The 15,841-nt window shown below is 70.0% G+C and carries 10 protein-coding genes; 5 read left to right on the top strand and 5 right to left on the bottom strand.

Translation table 11 applies throughout. The features are described from left to right. Positions 1-33: 33 nt before the first annotated feature. Entirely contained in the window at positions 34-2,307 is a 2,274-nt protein-coding gene (locus ACFYXH_RS17495) for an FdhF/YdeP family oxidoreductase (RefSeq protein ID WP_389563394.1), read from the bottom strand. A gap of 138 nt (positions 2,308-2,445) precedes the next feature. Here ACFYXH_RS17495 and polA point away from each other — a divergent pair, with 138 nt between their 5' ends. Next, positions 2,446-5,100 (top strand): DNA polymerase I, encoded by a 2,655-nt coding sequence (polA, locus tag ACFYXH_RS17490; protein WP_389563895.1) that lies wholly within the window; start codon positions 2,446-2,448, stop codon positions 5,098-5,100. Positions 5,101-5,128: 28 nt separating this feature from the next. Here polA and ACFYXH_RS17485 read toward each other — a convergent pair whose 3' ends face one another. Continuing rightward, the gene (locus tag ACFYXH_RS17485; RefSeq protein WP_389563392.1) at positions 5,129-5,986 is read right to left on the bottom strand and encodes a DUF4184 family protein; all 858 of its coding nucleotides are present in this window, start codon (positions 5,984-5,986) and stop codon (positions 5,129-5,131) included. 198 nt (positions 5,987-6,184) lie between these two features. Here ACFYXH_RS17485 and ACFYXH_RS17480 point away from each other — a divergent pair, with 198 nt between their 5' ends. The 3 genes from ACFYXH_RS17480 to ACFYXH_RS17470 all read left to right on the top strand — a co-directional run bounded on the left by ACFYXH_RS17480 (position 6,185) and on the right by ACFYXH_RS17470 (position 9,206). After that, the gene (locus tag ACFYXH_RS17480; RefSeq protein WP_389563390.1) at positions 6,185-7,873 is read left to right on the top strand and encodes a lytic murein transglycosylase; all 1,689 of its coding nucleotides are present in this window, start codon (positions 6,185-6,187) and stop codon (positions 7,871-7,873) included. 193 nt (positions 7,874-8,066) lie between these two features. Continuing rightward, the gene (locus tag ACFYXH_RS17475) at positions 8,067-8,204 is read left to right on the top strand and encodes an SPW_0924 family protein (RefSeq protein ID WP_385303303.1); all 138 of its coding nucleotides are present in this window, start codon (positions 8,067-8,069) and stop codon (positions 8,202-8,204) included. A 12-nt stretch (positions 8,205-8,216) separates the two neighbouring features. Further along, positions 8,217-9,206, top strand: coding sequence for a DUF3068 domain-containing protein (locus ACFYXH_RS17470; RefSeq protein WP_389563387.1), 990 nt, complete (start codon positions 8,217-8,219; stop codon positions 9,204-9,206). 124 nt (positions 9,207-9,330) lie between these two features. Here ACFYXH_RS17470 and hrpB read toward each other — a convergent pair whose 3' ends face one another. After that, complete coding sequence (gene hrpB, locus ACFYXH_RS17465) at positions 9,331-11,892, bottom strand: ATP-dependent helicase HrpB (RefSeq protein WP_389563385.1); 2,562 nt, start codon at positions 11,890-11,892, stop codon at positions 9,331-9,333. A 145-nt stretch (positions 11,893-12,037) separates the two neighbouring features. Further along, complete coding sequence (locus ACFYXH_RS17460; protein WP_389563383.1) at positions 12,038-12,850, bottom strand: class I SAM-dependent methyltransferase; 813 nt, start codon at positions 12,848-12,850, stop codon at positions 12,038-12,040. A gap of 344 nt (positions 12,851-13,194) precedes the next feature. On the opposite strand from ACFYXH_RS17460, the gene rpsA reads away from it, so the two are divergent. Beyond that, positions 13,195-14,697 carry a 30S ribosomal protein S1 gene (rpsA, locus tag ACFYXH_RS17455; RefSeq protein ID WP_327322919.1) on the top strand — a complete coding sequence of 501 codons (1,503 nt, stop codon included), beginning with the start codon at positions 13,195-13,197 and terminating at the stop codon, positions 14,695-14,697. Positions 14,698-14,804: 107 nt separating this feature from the next. Here the strand turns inward: rpsA and ACFYXH_RS17450 are convergent, their stop codons facing one another. Beyond that, a complete protein-coding gene (locus ACFYXH_RS17450; protein ID WP_389563382.1) occupies positions 14,805-15,764 on the bottom strand; it encodes a nitrous oxide reductase family maturation protein NosD in 960 nt (319 codons plus the stop codon). Between the last annotated feature and the right edge of the window lie 77 nt (positions 15,765-15,841).

The raw sequence follows: 15,841 nt of genomic DNA, 5'->3' as shown, positions 1-15,841 counted from the left end.
GATGCCTCATTCCCCGTCCCCAGCCGGCGAGCTTCACGCCCCGCGCTCGAACCGGACCACCACGGACTTGCTCGCCGGGGTGTTGCTGGTGTCCGCCGTGGAGTCCAGCGGCACCAGCACATTGGTCTCCGGGTAATACGCGGCCGCGCAGCCACGGGCGGTGGGGTAGTGCACCACCCGGAAACCCGGGGCACGTCGTTCGACGCCGTCCTTCCACTCGCTGACGAGATCGGTGTACGAGCCGTCCGCCAGGCCCAGTTCCCGCGCGTCCTCGGGGTTCACCATGACGACCCGGCGGCCGCCCTTGATACCGCGGTAGCGGTCGTCGAGGCCGTAGATCGTGGTGTTGTACTGGTCGTGCGAGCGCAGCGTCTGCAGCAGCAGCCGACCCGCGGGCAGCTCGGGAAACTCGACGGGCGCGGCGGTGAAATTGGCCTTGCCGGTGGCTGTGGGGAAGCGGCGCTCGTCGCGCGGTGCGTGGGGGAGCGTGAAGCCGCTGGGGCGGGCGATCCTGGCGTTGAAGTCCTCGAAGCCGGGCACCACGCGCGCGATGCGGTCGCGGATTGCCCCGTAGTCCTTCTCGAAGTCCTCCCAGGGCGTGACCGAACCGGGGCCGAGTACGGCACGCGCCAGTCGGGCCACGATGGCCGGCTCGGACAGCAGGTGGGGGCTCGCCGGAGTCAGATTGCCGCGGGAGGCGTGCACCATGCCCATCGAGTCCTCGACGGTCACCACCTGCCTGCCGCCCGCCTGTATGTCCTTGTCGGTGCGGCCGAGGGTGGGCAGGATCAGCGCCCTGGTGCCTGTGACGGCGTGCGAGCGGTTCAGCTTCGTCGACACATGCACCGTGAGGCGGGCCTTGCGCATCGCGGCCTCGGTCACCTCGGTGTCCGGCGTCGCGCCGACGAAATTGCCGCCCATGGCGAAGAAGACCTTCGCCTCCCCGTCGCGCAGCGCCTGAATGGACCGTACGACGTCGAAGCCGTGGTGACGCGGCGGAGCGAAGCCGAACTCCTTCTCCAGGGCATCCAGGAAGGCCGGGGCGGGCCGCTCGAAGATGCCCATGGTGCGGTCGCCCTGGACGTTGGAGTGCCCGCGCACGGGGCAGACGCCGGCGCCCGGGCGGCCGATGTTGCCGCGCAGCAGAAGGAAGTTGACCACCTCACGGATGGTCGGCACGGCGTGCTTGTGCTGGGTCAGGCCCATCGCCCAGCAGACGATGGTGCGCTTCGACGCGAGGATCATCGCGAGCGCCTGCTCGATCACGGCGCGTTCGAGGCCGGTCGCGGCGAGGGTCTCGTCCCAGTCGGCGGCACGCGCCGCGGCCGCGAACTCTTCGTAGCCATGGGTGTGTTCGCGTACGAACGCCTCGTCGACGGCCCCGTCCGTCTCGAGGATGAGCTTGTTCAGCAGCCGGAAGAGAGCCTGGTCGCCGCCGATACGGATCTGCAGGAAGAGGTCGTTGACCGCGACGCCCTTGACCATGCCCCGCGGGGTCTGCGGATTCTTGAACCGCCCGAGGCCGGCCTCGGGCAGCGGATTCACCGAAATGATCTTTGCGCCCGCTGTTTTGGCCTTCTCCAGGGCGGAGAGCATCCGGGGATGGTTGGTCCCGGGGTTCTGCCCGGCGACGATGATCAGGTCCGCCTCATGGATGTCTTCCAGCGAGACGCTGCCCTTGCCGACGCCGATCGTCTCGGTGAGCGCCGAGCCGGAGGACTCGTGGCACATGTTGGAGCAGTCGGGAAGATTGTTGGTGCCGAATTCGCGGGCGAAGAGCTGGAACAGGAACGCCGCTTCGTTGCTGGTGCGGCCCGAGGTGTAGAAGAGCGCCTCGTCGGGCGATGCGAGTGCGGTCAGCTCCTCCGCGATGATCGCGAAGGCCCGCTCCCAGGTCACCGCCTCGTATCGGTCGGCGCCTTCCGGCAGGTACATCGGCTGCGTGATACGGCCCTGCTGCCCCAGCCAGTACCCACTGCGCGAGGCGAGGTCCGCGACGGGATGCGCGGCGAAGAAGTCCGGTGTGACGCGGCGCAGCGTCGCCTCCTCGGCGACCGCCTTCGCGCCGTTCTCGCAGAACTCCGCCATGTGCCGCTTGTCGCTCTCGGGCCAGGCGCAGCCCGGACAGTCGAAGCCGTCCTTCTGATTGACCTTGAGCAGGGTCTGCGCCGTGCGGCGCACTCCCATCTGCTGCTGGGCCATGCGCAAGGTGTGCCCGATGGCGGGAAGACCGGCGGCCGCCTGCTGCGGGGCCGCGACCTGCGGCGCGTCCTGGACCGGGTCACCAGTGGGCGGCTTGCTGGCCATCGCGCTCTCCTTCGAGCCTGCGGCGTGCTGTTCCACCCGATCCTGCCACGGTCGGGATTGTCAGTGGCACGTGGCAGGATCGTGGACGTGGCTGAGACAGCATCGAAGACCCCAGACAACCGACCGCGCCTGCTCCTCATGGACGGGCATTCCCTGGCGTACCGGGCGTTCTTCGCGCTGCCCGCGGAGAATTTCACGACCGCGACCGGTCAGCCGACCAACGCCATCTACGGCTTCGCGTCGATGCTGGCGAACACGCTGCGCGACGAGTCGCCCACGCATTTCGCGGTGGCGTTCGACGTCTCGCGCAAGACGTGGCGCTCACAGGACTTCCCCGAGTACAAGGCGAACCGCTCCAAGACCCCGGACGAGTTCAAGGGCCAGGTCGAGCTGATCGGCGAGCTCCTGGACACCATGAACGCCGTGCGGTTCGCGGTGGACGGGTTCGAGGCGGACGACATCATCGCCACCCTCGCCACCCAGGCCGAGGCCGCCGGCTTCGAAGTGCTGATCGTCACCGGCGACCGTGACTCCTTCCAGCTGGTCAGCGAGCACACCACCGTGCTCTACCCCACCAAGGGCGTCTCCGAGCTGACCCGCTTCACCCCGGAGAAGGTGAAGGAGAAGTACGGACTCACGCCTCAGCAGTACCCGGATTTCGCGGCCCTGCGCGGCGACCCGTCGGACAACCTTCCGGGCATCCCCGGTGTCGGTGAGAAGACCGCCACGAAGTGGATCAGTCAGTTCGGTTCGTTCGCGGAGCTGGTGGAGCGCGCCGACGAGATCAAGGGCAAGGTCGGACAGGCCCTCCGTGACCACCTGGATTCCGTCAAGCTCAACCGCCACCTCACCGAGCTGGTGCGGGACGTGGAGCTGCCGAGGGCCGTCGACGACCTCAAGCGCGCGCCGTACGACAGGACCGCGCTGAAGGGGTTCCTGGAGGTCCTGGAGATCCGCAACCCGAGCCTGCGCGAGCGGCTCCTCGCGGTCGACCCGGGCGCCGAGGAGGACGAGGCCCCGGCCCCCGCCGCCGCCGTCGAGCTGGACGGTACGGTGCTCTCCACCGGCGAGCTCGCCCCCTGGCTCGAGCAGCACGGCGGGCAGCCGCTCGGCGTGGCCACCGTCGACACCTGGGCACTGGGCACCGGCAGCGTCGCCGAGATCGCGCTCGCCGCGGCCGCAGGACCTGCCGCCTGGTTCGACACCACCCAGCTGAACGAGGCCGACGAGCGGGCCTTCGCCGACTGGATCGCGGATGCCGGCCGGCCGAAGGTCATGCACAACGCCAAGGGCGCGATGCGGGTCTTCCCCGAGCACGGCTGGAGCGTCGACGGCGTCACCATGGACACCGCGCTCGCCGCCTATCTGGTCAAGCCCGGCCGCCGCTCCTTCGCGCTGGACGCGCTCGCCGTCGAGTATCTGGGCCGTGAGCTCGCCCCGGCCGCCGCCGACGGCCAGCTCGCCTTCGGCTCGGACGAACAGGCCGAGGCCGACGCGCTGATGGCGCAGGCCCGCGCGGTCCTCGACCTCGGTGAAGCGTTCACCGCGCGGCTGATCGAGGTCGGTGCGGCCGACCTGCTGCACGACGTCGAGCTGCCCACTTCCGAGCTGCTGGCCCGCATGGAGCGGCACGGCATCGCCGCCGACCGCTCCCATCTGGAGGCCATGGAGCAGCAGTTCGCGGGCGCCGTGCAGCAGGCCGTGAAGGAGGCGCACGCCGCCGTCGGGCACGAGTTCAACCTCGGCTCGCCCAAGCAGCTGCAGGAAGTCTTCTTCGGTGAGCTGAACCTCCCCAAGACCAAGAAGACCAAGACCGGTTACACCACCGACGCGGACGCGCTCGCCTGGCTGGCCGGCCAGACCGAGCACGAGCTGCCGGTCATCATGCTGCGCCACCGTGAACAGGCCCGGCTGCGTTCCACCGTCGAGGGCCTGATCAAGACGATCGCGGCCGACGGCCGTATCCACACCAGCTTCAGCCAGATCGTGGCCGCGACCGGCCGGCTCTCCTCCACCGACCCGAATCTGCAGAATGTGCCGGTGCGTACGGACGAGGGCCGCGCCATCCGCCACGGCTTTGTCGTCGGCGAGGGCTTCGAGTCGCTGATGACCGCCGACTACAGCCAGATCGAGCTGCGTGTGATGGCGCATCTGTCGGAGGACGAAGGCCTGCTGGAGGCGTTCGCCTCCGGTGAGGACCTGCACACCACCGTCGCCTCCCAGGTGTTCGCCGTGGAGCGGTCCGCGGTCGACGCGGAGATGCGCCGCAAGATCAAGGCCATGTCGTACGGACTGGCGTACGGCCTCTCGGCGTTCGGCCTCTCCCAGCAGCTGAACATCGAGGCGGCCGAGGCGCGCGGCCTGATGGACACCTACTTCGAGCGGTTCGGCGGAGTCCGCGACTATCTGCGCCGCGTCGTCGACGAGGCACGCGCCACGGGATACACGGAGACGATGCTCGGCCGGCGCCGCTATCTCCCGGACCTCAACAGCGACAACCGCCAGCGCCGCGAGGCCGCCGAGCGGATGGCGCTCAATGCCCCGATCCAGGGCACGGCCGCGGACATCGTCAAGATCGCGATGCTGAACGTGGACCGGGCGCTGAGCGAGGCGAAGCTCTCCTCCCGGCTACTGCTCCAGGTCCACGACGAAATCGTCCTGGAGGTCTCGCCGGGCGAGCGCGACCGGGTGGAGGAGCTGGTCCGCCGGGAGATGTCCTCGGCCGTGTCCCTGCGCGCACCGCTGGATGTCTCGGTCGGCGTCGGCCCCGACTGGGAGTCCGCCGCGCACTGACCCGGACCGTGTGCGTTCCGGCAGGGGATCAGCCTGATCCCCTGCCGGAACGCACCGGCGGCAGCAGGGAACCGGGGGTGTCCGTGCGCGAGCGGTGCCGCAGCCGTACCCCCACGGCGTACAGCACCAGCCCCAGGGCGAGCCCTGCGCCCGCCCCGAAGCACGCCGTCGGGATGATGTCGAGCGGCGTGCGGATCTCTCCCCAGTACGCGTAATAGCGCAGGCACCGGTGCACGACCCCGGCCGCCACGCACCCCGCCAGCAGCACCCAGGCCCACCATCGCTCCCGCCCGTGCAGTACGGGGAGGGAGGCGGGCGCCTCCGAGCGGGACTGCCGACGCAGGGCGGACCCGGTGAACCAGCCGAGGGCCAGCAGGGCGAGCGCGGAGCCGCCGTACTGGAAGTAGAGATACATCGGGAAGCCCGCGACGATCTCGCCGAGCAACGGGAAGACCTTCATGCCCCAGCGGTCCAGATGCGTGAAGCTGTCCCACACCACATGGGTGGTCGATCCGAGGACCGCCGAGACATAGAACAGGGCCACGAGCGCCGGGAGTCCACGCCCACGCCAGTCCTCTCCCCGGACGAAGGCGTAGGCCCTGCCGCGCCATGCGTACGGCACCAGGGCAAGCAGCGGCTCGCGCAGCAGAAGCCACAGCCCCGCCAGCGCCGCGGCGATCAGCGCGTCCACCGTGAAGATGCCGGTCGCCGAGTGCGTCATATCGCCGAACTCCATGGCGCCCGGGATGGCGGTGTCCGCAAAGTAGGTCATGTCGGGGGCGAACGAGCTGGTGACGAGCGCGGACGCGACGAGCGGTCCGCGCGCGGTTCCGTCTCTCCTGATGCCCGGCAACACCGCCGCGGCATGGCTCAGCGTGAACGGCATGGTGTCCCCCTGGACCGTCGTCGATCAATGGCGCCCAGTATGCGTGAAGTTGCTGATCGGGAATCCCGGGCGACCGGCAGGTAGCGGAAGGGTGAAATACGGTCAAGGTCCGGTGTTCCGGGGCCCGTAGGTGTCGTAGGGTCACGTGGGTGCGCGCTGGGGAGCGCGAACAGTCGCCGACGGGGAGGAAACAGACGTATGGCAGCGCAATTCGGCCGCCGACTGCGCAAGGGAGCGACGACGACCGCGGTTGCCGCGGTTGCCGTGGCCGCGCTCTCCGCCTCCGGGGCGCCCGGCGCCACGCACGCCACCGCGGGCGGCAGTCGGGAAGCGTCCGATGCGACCCCGCCCCCCGGCACTCCGGTCACCGGCAACTCCCCGTACTACACCGACCTTCCGCCGCTGAACACACCTGACAAACCAGGCACTTCGATCGATCTGCCCGCGACAGGTACAGCCGAAGCGGGCATTCCGGCCACCGTACTCGCGGCGTACAAGCAGGCCGAGCAGACCATCGCGGGCTCGGACCCCGGCTGCCACGTCCCGTGGCAACTGCTCGCCGCGATCGGCAAGGTGGAGTCGGGACAGGCGCGCGGCGGCAAGGTCGACGCCAACGGCACTACGTTCTCCCCGATCCTCGGGCCGGTCCTCAACGGCGTCGGCTTCGCGAACATCTCGGACACCGACAAAGGCGCCTACGACGGCGACGCGACGCACGACCGCGCGGTCGGCCCGATGCAGTTCATCCCCTCCACCTGGGAAAAGTGGGGCGAGGATGCCAACAGCGACGGACGCAGGGACCCCAACAACATCTACGACGCCGCGCTCGCCGCGGGACGCTATCTCTGCGCCGACGGCCGCGACCTGGCGCTCAAGGCCGACCTCGACCGCGCGATCCTCGGCTACAACCACTCGCAGGAGTATCTGAGTACGGTCCTGTCCTGGTTCGATTTCTACAAGCGCGGCACCCACGGGGTTCCGGACGGCACCGGCGTGCTGCCGGTCGGCGACATTCCCGACAGCTCGGGCCCCATGCCGACCCCCACTCCCACGCCGACCCCGTCCACTCCCGGCAGCCACCGCCCGACCCCGGCTCCCTCACCGTCGAAGCCGGGTGGCGGCACGGGCGGAAAGCCCAGCCCGACCCCGACCCCGCCCCCCACGCCGACGCCGCCGCCGAGCCCGTCGCCCGTCACCCGTCTCGAGGACGCGGGCACCGCCGAGCTGGCCGCCATGGCCGGCCACGAGTTCACGGCGCGGCCCACGGTGCGGGTGAAGAACGCCGCAGGCCGGACCGTCCCGCTGCAGGCCGTGGGCTTCGAGATCGTCGGCGACACGGATGCCCTTTTCGCCGGCGGGAAGAAGAGCGTCGTCCTCCACACCGGCGCGGACGGAACGGTCGCGGCGCCGACCCTCCAGGCGGGTGAGAAGACCGGCACGTTCACGGTCCGGGCCAAGGTGGTGGGCCCGCGGGTGCCCGTCGTCGACTTCACCGCGACTGTCACTGTGCGGGCCGCGGACGCGATCGCCAGGACCGACGGCAAGGTTCTGACCGCAGCCCCCGGAACCGAGTTCGCAGACGCCGTCGAGGTCAAGGCCACCTACAAGGGCGCCATCGCCTCGGGTGTGGCGGTGACCGCCACTATGATCATCGCCGCGGACAACCCGGCGGACAAGCCGGTGGTCAACGACAAGGGTCCGTACTTCAAGGACGCCGACGGCAAGACGGTCCGCACGCTCACCGAGCTGAAGACCGACGCCAACGGAGTCCTGAAGCTCCCGAAGATCTACGCGGACGATGCGACGGGCACCTTCCTGCTCCGCCTCACCACCGCCGGCGGCGCGACCGTGACCATCGAGCTCAAGGTCGCCGCACCGGCTGCCTGACCCAGGGCCAGTCCGGCCGTCCGACCAGCCATTCAGTACTTCCGCACCGCCCCTCTGCCGCCACAGGGCAGGGGGGCGGTGCCATGTGCCGGTGGTGCAACGTGTTCTCATCTCACGGCTGGATTGCTACGGTGCCCCCGCCCTGACGCTCTATCAGATCCGGAACGGATCCGAGTTCCCCGGGAGGCCGAGCATGCGCGCCCTTGTCGCCGCCGCCATCGGGCTGGCCGCCGCCTTCGCCCTCGTCCTCACCATCACGGCGATCGGCGCACCTCCCGGCGAGACCTCACCCGAGCCGCTGCTGACCACCGTCCCCGGCCCCAAGAAGTAGGAGGGCCGGACCATGCGCCGCAGAGCCGGCCTCGTACTCCTCGCCTTCGCCGTCTTCTTCGCCGCGCTCTCACCGCTGCTGCGCTGGTACGCCTTCCCGAGGCTGGTGAAGATCCCGCCCAGCCAGTACCAGGAGATGGTGCTGGAGGCGAAGCCCGCGACCCTGCTCGACTACGGCTCCCTGCAGGCCAAGCAGGTCGAGAAGGTCACCATCGTGCAGACCCTCAAGGGCAATGTGGAGGAGTCCGAGAAGATCGAGCGCAGCGCCGGCCGTGACGTCGTCGTCTGGGACTCGCTCTCCTACGTCCAGGGCCCCGACGGCAAGATGGTCTCCCAGATCCCCGAGCGCTACATCTTCGACGCGCACAGCCAGGCGCCCGTGCACGCCACCGGCGAAATGGTCGACGGCGACGCGGTGCGGCGCGAGGGCATCGAGTTCAAGTGGCCGTTCCTCGCCGAGAAGCGGGACTACCAGTATTTCGACGCCCAGGCGCGTACGTCCGCGCCCATTCATTACAAGGGGACGCAGAAGTTCCGCGGGCTCGACGTCTACTACTTCGAGCAGACCATCCCGTGGACCAAGGTGCCGTACCCGAAGAAGATGCCGATCCCCGGCATCGACGCGACCACGCTGGAGAAGCAGACCGGCACCACCCGCTGGTACACCACCAAGCGGATGTTCTGGGTCGACCCGGTCACCGGCGGTCCCGTGAACGGCGAGGAGATCCACCGGGAGGAGCTGCGCGGCGGCACGCTGCTGGGCGGCCGGGACAAGGTCACCGCATTCGCCGGGCATGTGAAGATGCGCCCGGACTATGTGGACTCCACCGTCGAACTGGTCAAGTCTCAGAGGCAGTTGGTGCTGCTGATGACCTCGTACCTGCCATGGGGCTTCCTGGGCCTGGGCGGTGGACTGCTGGCACTCGCGCTGGTCCTCGAGGCCCGCGGGCGCCGGCCGCGGGCCCCGGCCGCGGAGCGCGAGCCGGAGCCGGTCCCTGCCTGACGGCCCACTGCGCCTCCGACCCGCCGGCATCCGAATCAGCTCAGGAATGATCTTCGGATCAGCTCCGACTCAGCTCCGACTCAGCTCCGACTCAGCTCCGGGTCGGCTCCGGGCCGGCTTCGGGTCAGCTCCCGGCTTCCCTGCTGAGCCGCGCCTTGGTGTGCCGGGTCGGCTCGGCCGTCGACGGGTCCTCGGGCCAGGGATGCTTGGGATAGCGACCGCGCAACTCCGCCCGTACGGACCGGTATCCGTCCTTCCAGAAGGACGCCAGGTCCGCGGTGACCGCCGCCGGCCGCCCGGCGGGGGAGAGCAGATGCACCAGCACCGGCACGCCCGAGACCGTGGGCGTCTCGCGCAGCCCGAACAGCTCCTGAAGCTTCACGGCCAGGACCGGCTGGGCCCCGCCGTACTCCACCCGGATCCGCGAGCCGCTCGGCACCTCGATCCGCTCCGGCGCCAGCTCGTCGAGCCGGGCCGCGTCGCCGCTCGCCCAGGGCAGCAGTCGCTGCAGCGCCTGGCCGGCCTGGACACGTCCGAGATCGGCCCGCCGCCGGGCCCTGGACAGCTCCGGCTCCAGCCACTCATCGGTGCGGTCCAGCAGCGCGGCGTCCGACACATCCGGCCAGGGCGCGTCCAGCTCCCGGTGCAGAAAGGCGAGCCGCTCGCGCAGCCCCTCCGCCTCCCGCGTCCAGCGCAGCAGCCCGAGTCCCTCGCGCCGTAGCCCCTCGAGCAGGGCTTCGCGCACGAGAGCGGGGGCCGGGTCCTTCAGTGCGCGCGCGGAGAGCTCGACGGCCCCGAGCCGCTCCACCTCGCGGGCGACGACATCGCCGTTCTCCCAGTGGACCTCCTCGCCGGCGAGGAGCAGATGCGATGCGGCTGTACGCGCCGTGTCCTCGTCGATGACGGCGGCGAGCCGCACCCGTGCCGAGGCGGCATGCGCGGGCCGGTCCGCGACAGCGACGGCGAGCCAGGGCGCGCTGCGCAGCCGCGACCCGGCGACGAGCTCGCCCCCCGTCCCGGAGGCCATCAGAAACGCCCCTTCGCCCCGGGCCCGGGCCACCCGCTCGGGAAACGCGAGCGCCGCGACGAGCCCGGCGACGGCGTCGTCGGAACCAAGCCCCGCCGGCGATTGCGGCGCGGGGTGCGGGGCGGAGCCCCTGTTGCGGGACGACGCGGGGTGGCGAACGGACAGCGACGACTCCAGCCGCCCCGCCTCCGCCCTCCAGCGCCCCGCATACGCGTCGCCGCCACGGCGCGCCGTGCGCCAGGCCGCGGCCAGGTCGTCGCCGTACTCCCGCGGCGGCTCCTCGCTGAGCAGTGCGACCACCTCCGCGGCCCGGCGCGTGCCCACCTCTTGTGCGCCGTCCAGCAGCGCCCGCGCCAGTCGCGGATGCAGGCCAAGCCGGGCCATCCGTACGCCCCGTTCGGTCGCCCGGCCTGCCGTGTCCACCGCGCCGATCACGGCAAGAACCGAACGCGCCGCAGCCAGCGCACCGGCCGGAGGCGGATCGAGCAGCGCCAGGCCGGAGGCCGTCGGATCGCCCCAGCACGCCGCCTGCAGAGCGAACGCAGCCAGGTCGGCGACCTTGATCTCGGGCGACGGGAACCGCGTCAGCCGGGCGTCCTCCGCCTCGGTCCAGCAGCGGTACACCGTGCCCGGCGCCTCGCGGCCGGCCCGCCCCGCCCGCTGCCGCGCCGCCGCCTGCGAGGTCCGCACCGTGGTCAGCGCGCTCAGGCCCCGCGCGTGATCGGTACGCGGCTCGCGGGCCAGACCCGCGTCCACGACGACCCGCACGCCCGGCACCGTCAGGCTCGATTCCGCGACCGAGGTGGCCAGCACCACCCTCCGTACCCCTGAAGAGCCCGCGAGTACCGCGTCCTGCACTGCGGCCGGCGCCCGCCCATGGACCTGGAGCACCTCCGCGCCCACCTCCGCCAGCTGGCTCGCGACCCGGCCGATTTCACCCACTCCGGGCAGAAAACACAGCACATCGCCCGCGCGCTCGGCCAGCGCCCGCCGCACCACCGAGGCCACATGGGTCAGCAGCGCCGGATCGACCCGCATCCCGTGCGGCGGCCGTACGGGCCGCGCCGGCGGCGCCCAGACCACCTCCACCGGATGCGCGACCCCGGCCGCCTCCACCACCGGCGCATCGCCGAGCAGCCGCGCCCAGCCCTGTGCGTCCGTGGTCGCCGAGGCTGCGACCAGCCGCAGCTCCGGCCGCAGCGCGGCCCGTACGTCCAGCAGGAACGCGGCCACCGTGTCCGCGTCCAGATGCCGCTCGTGGCACTCGTCGAGGATCACCGCATCGACCCCGGCCAGCTCCTGGTCGCGCTGCAGCCGCTGCAGCAGCACACCGGTGGTCACGACCTCCACCACCGTCCCGCGCCCCACCACCCGCTCCCCGCGCACGGTGAAACCGACCTTCCCGCCGACCTGCTCGCCGAGCAGCCACGCCATCCGCCGCGCCGCGGCCCGCGCCGCGATCCGCCGCGGCTCGGCGACCACCACACGCCGCACAGGGCCGCCACCCACCAGCCCGGACAGCACCAGCGGTACGAGCGTGGTCTTGCCGGTCCCGGGCGGCGCGCACAGCACCGCGCAGCCGTGCGTGTCGAGCGCATGCCTGAGCGCGGGCACGGCGCTCTGTACGGGCAGGCCGGCGAGGACGTCTTCGCGGATCACCGCCCCAGTCTCGCAAGATGCCGGGGCAGCTGATTCAGATGGTCCTGGCGCAGGCCCTGACGCAAGCTCGGTGCACAAGCTCGTTCCGCGAGCTCGTTCCACAAGCTCATTGCCCGAGCTCGTTCCACAGGCTCGGCCGATGACCTCAGTCGCGCTCGCAGACGAAGATCGCAGTCCCCGGGATCAGATGTCCGCGCAGCGGGGACCAGCCACCCCACTCCTGGCTGTTCCAGGCCGGCCACTCCGGCTCGACCAGGTCCACCAGCCGGAAGCCTCCCGCCACCACGTCCCGGACCCGGTCGCCGAGCGTCCTGTGGTGCTCGACGTATACCGCACGCCCCCGCTCGTCCTGTTCGACGTACGGAGTGCGGTCGAAGTACGAAGCGGCCACCGAGAGCCCCTCGGGCCCCGGCTCGTCGGGGAAGGCCCAGCGGATCGGGTGCGTCACCGAGAAGACCCACCGCCCGCCCGGCCGCAGTACACGCCGTACCTCCTGGAAGACCTTCACCGGCTCGGCCACGAACGGAACCGCGCCGTAGGCCGAGCACGCCAGGTCGAAGGAGCCGTCCCGGAACGGCAGCGCCCCCGCGTCCGCTTCCACCAGCGGTATGTGGCCGGCACTGTCGCCGATCCGAAGCGCGTGCTGGAGCTGTCGGTGGGAGAGGTCCAGGGCCACCGGGCGCGCGCCCTGTGCGGTCAGCCAGCGTGAGCACTGCGCCGCGCCCGCGCCGATCTCGAGAACGGAGAGTCCCTTCAGCGATCCGGCGGGCCCCAGCAGACCGGCCTCCGCCTCGTCGAGGCCCTCCGGCCCCCACACGAAACGGTCGTCCCCCAGGAACGCGCCGTGTTCGGTCTGGTACTCGTCGGCGTTCCGGTCCCACCAGCCGCGGCTGGCGCGGCTGCTCTCCGAGTCCCCGGCGTTACGGCGGGTGGCTTCCGGCTCAAAATCTTGGAACATCGTCACCGTCGTTGTAGTTTGCGTTCAGCGCGACCAATGGCGGCCACGGTGGCCTCGGCAAACATTAGTTGTGCCGGGTATGGGGCGTTCCGCCCCGGGTGTGCGCCTTCGCGCATTGACCGTGCCCGGCTGCCCCCGTATGCTACAAGTTGCGCTGCGGGCCTGCGCGCTTCAGACAGAGCAGGCCGCGCTCGCATCTGTATGTATGTCCCCTCGGTTCACGAGGCGCCCCCCAAGTTTCTTGGGTCGGCGCTTCCCAGGCTGTCCGGCTTCTACAGCTGCGATACGGGCTCTCGGCGTAGCAGTACCTACGACTCACTGTCCGTACCGGAGCCCTTTCCCACATGACGAGCAGCACCGAGACCACCGCCACCACTCCGCAGGTAGCGGTCAACGACATCGGTAACGAGGAAGCCTTCCTCGCCGCGATCGACGAGACGATCAAGTACTTCAACGACGGCGACATCGTCGACGGCGTCATCGTGAAGGTCGACCGGGACGAGGTCCTGCTCGACATCGGTTACAAGACCGAAGGTGTCATCCCGAGCCGCGAGCTCTCGATCAAGCACGACGTCGACCCGAACGAGGTCGTCAAGGTCGGCGACGAGATCGAGGCCCTGGTTCTCCAGAAGGAGGACAAGGAAGGCCGCCTGATCCTCTCGAAGAAGCGCGCTCAGTACGAGCGTGCCTGGGGCACCATCGAGAAGATCAAGGAAGAGGACGGCATCGTCACCGGTACCGTCATCGAGGTCGTCAAGGGTGGTCTCATCCTCGACATCGGCCTCCGTGGCTTCCTGCCGGCTTCCCTCGTCGAGATGCGCCGCGTCCGCGACCTCCAGCCCTACGTGGGCAAGGAGCTCGAGGCGAAGATCATCGAGCTGGACAAGAACCGCAACAACGTGGTCCTGTCCCGCCGCGCCTGGCTCGAGCAGACCCAGTCCGAGGTTCGCCAGACGTTCCTCACCACCCTGCAGAAGGGTCAGGTCCGCTCCGGCGTCGTCTCCTCGATCGTCAACTTCGGTGCCTTCGTGGACCTGGGTGGCGTCGACGGTCTCGTCCACGTCTCCGAGCTCTCCTGGAAGCACATCGACCACCCCTCCGAGGTTGTCGAGGTCGGCCAGGAAGTCACCGTCGAGGTTCTCGACGTCGACATGGACCGCGAGCGCGTCTCCCTGTCGCTCAAGGCGACGCAGGAAGACCCGTGGCAGCAGTTCGCCCGGACCCACCAGATCGGTCAGGTCGTCCCGGGTAAGGTCACCAAGCTCGTTCCGTTCGGTGCGTTCGTCCGCGTCGACGAGGGCATCGAGGGCCTGGTCCACATCTCCGAGCTGGCCGAGCGCCACGTGGAGATCCCGGAGCAGGTCGTCCAGGTCAACGACGAGATCTTCGTCAAGGTCATCGACATCGACCTCGAGCGTCGTCGCATCAGCCTCTCGCTGAAGCAGGCCAACGAGTCCTTCGGTGCCGACCCGGCCTCGGTCGAGTTCGACCCGACGCTGTACGGCATGGCCGCGTCGTACGACGACCAGGGGAACTACATCTACCCCGAGGGCTTCGACCCGGAGACCAACGACTGGCTGGCGGGCTTCGAGACCCAGCGCGAGGCGTGGGAGACCCAGTACGCCGAGGCGCAGCAGCGCTTCGAGCAGCACCAGGCCCAGGTCATCAAGTCCCGCGAGGCCGACGAGGCCGCTGCCGCCGAGGGTGCTGCTGCCCCGGCCGGCGGTGCCCCGGCGGGTGTCTCGGGTGGTTCGTACTCCTCGGAGTCGGACGACAACTCCGGCGCCCTGGCGTCGGACGAGGCCCTGGCTGCCCTGCGCGAGAAGCTGGCCGGCGGCCAGAGCTGACGCTCTGCCCCAGCTGGTGACTAGCTGAAAGTAAGGCCCGCTCCCCCTGGGGAGCGGGCCTTACGTCATTCCGCACCTTCATTACCTTCAGTCCGCCGCATTTCTGGCTACGGCGTGACAGGGATGTTGGTCAGGCCCTTGCCGCCGGTGACGGTGTTGCTCACATAGACGGTCGTCGGGCAGCTCGAGCTGTGGTTGGTGACATTGATGGCGAGCTGCTTGGAGCCGGTGGCCCCGCGCAGATCGGATGTGTTGCCGCGGAAGACGGTGCCGCAGCCCCAGCCGCTCTGCTGGCTGTGGGTCTCGTAGCCGTTGTTGGTGGTGTTCTTGCCGGTGTTGTTCTCGACGAGGACCTGGTTGCCCTTCACATCGATCCAGGAGTCGTCGAAGTTGGCGCCGGTCAGGCCGCGGCCGTCGAAGGAATTGCCGGTGATCTTCGCCCCGGTGGTGCCTTCCTTGATGTCGACGGCCTCGCCGCCGACATCCGGGCCGATGGTGTTGCCGAGGATCTGTATGTTGTCGCTTTTGTCGGAGAGCGTGCTCGCGGAGCCGACGTAGACGCCCTCGCCCATGCCCCTGCCGTTGTTGCCGGTGTCGTAGATCCGCGAGTTCCTGATCACGCCGTTGCGGCTGGACGTGCGGAAATGGACGCCCTCCATGTCCAGGCCGTGCACGGTCACCGAGTCGATGACGACGCCGTCGGCCGTGTCCGTCATGATCCCCTTCTGGCCGCCCGTGACGGTGACGCCCCTGACGGTCCAGTACGAGGCGCCGTTGAGGTGGAGCCCGTATCCGCCGCCGGCCTTGAGCACCGCCTTCGAGGAGCCGGTCAGTGTAATGCGGGCGCCGGAGGTGCCGGGCGTCGTCGCTTTGAAGTTCCCGCTGTAGGTGCCGTCGGCGAGCTGGATCGTGTCGCCTGGGCGGGCGGCGGACAGTGCGGACTTCAGCTGGGCGGCGGTGGTCACATCGATGACTGTGGCGGCTTGTGCCGGGATGGCCAGCAAGGACAGGCCGCCGGTCGAGAGCGCGGAGGACAGTAAGGCGGGGAGCAGTTTTCGGGTACGCATGTGGGGTGCCTTCCCGTTCTTGTATATGAATGACGGTCGAGTTTGTGAACTCCGACTGCCTGTGACCGTAGGGACGG

The sequence above is a fragment of the Streptomyces sp. NPDC002730 genome (assembly GCF_042888805.1).
Taxonomy (GTDB): Bacteria; Actinomycetota; Actinomycetes; order Streptomycetales; family Streptomycetaceae; genus Streptomyces.
The sequence above is the reverse complement of the archived record's forward strand: the minus strand, read 5'-3'. Positions and strand labels throughout refer to the sequence as shown.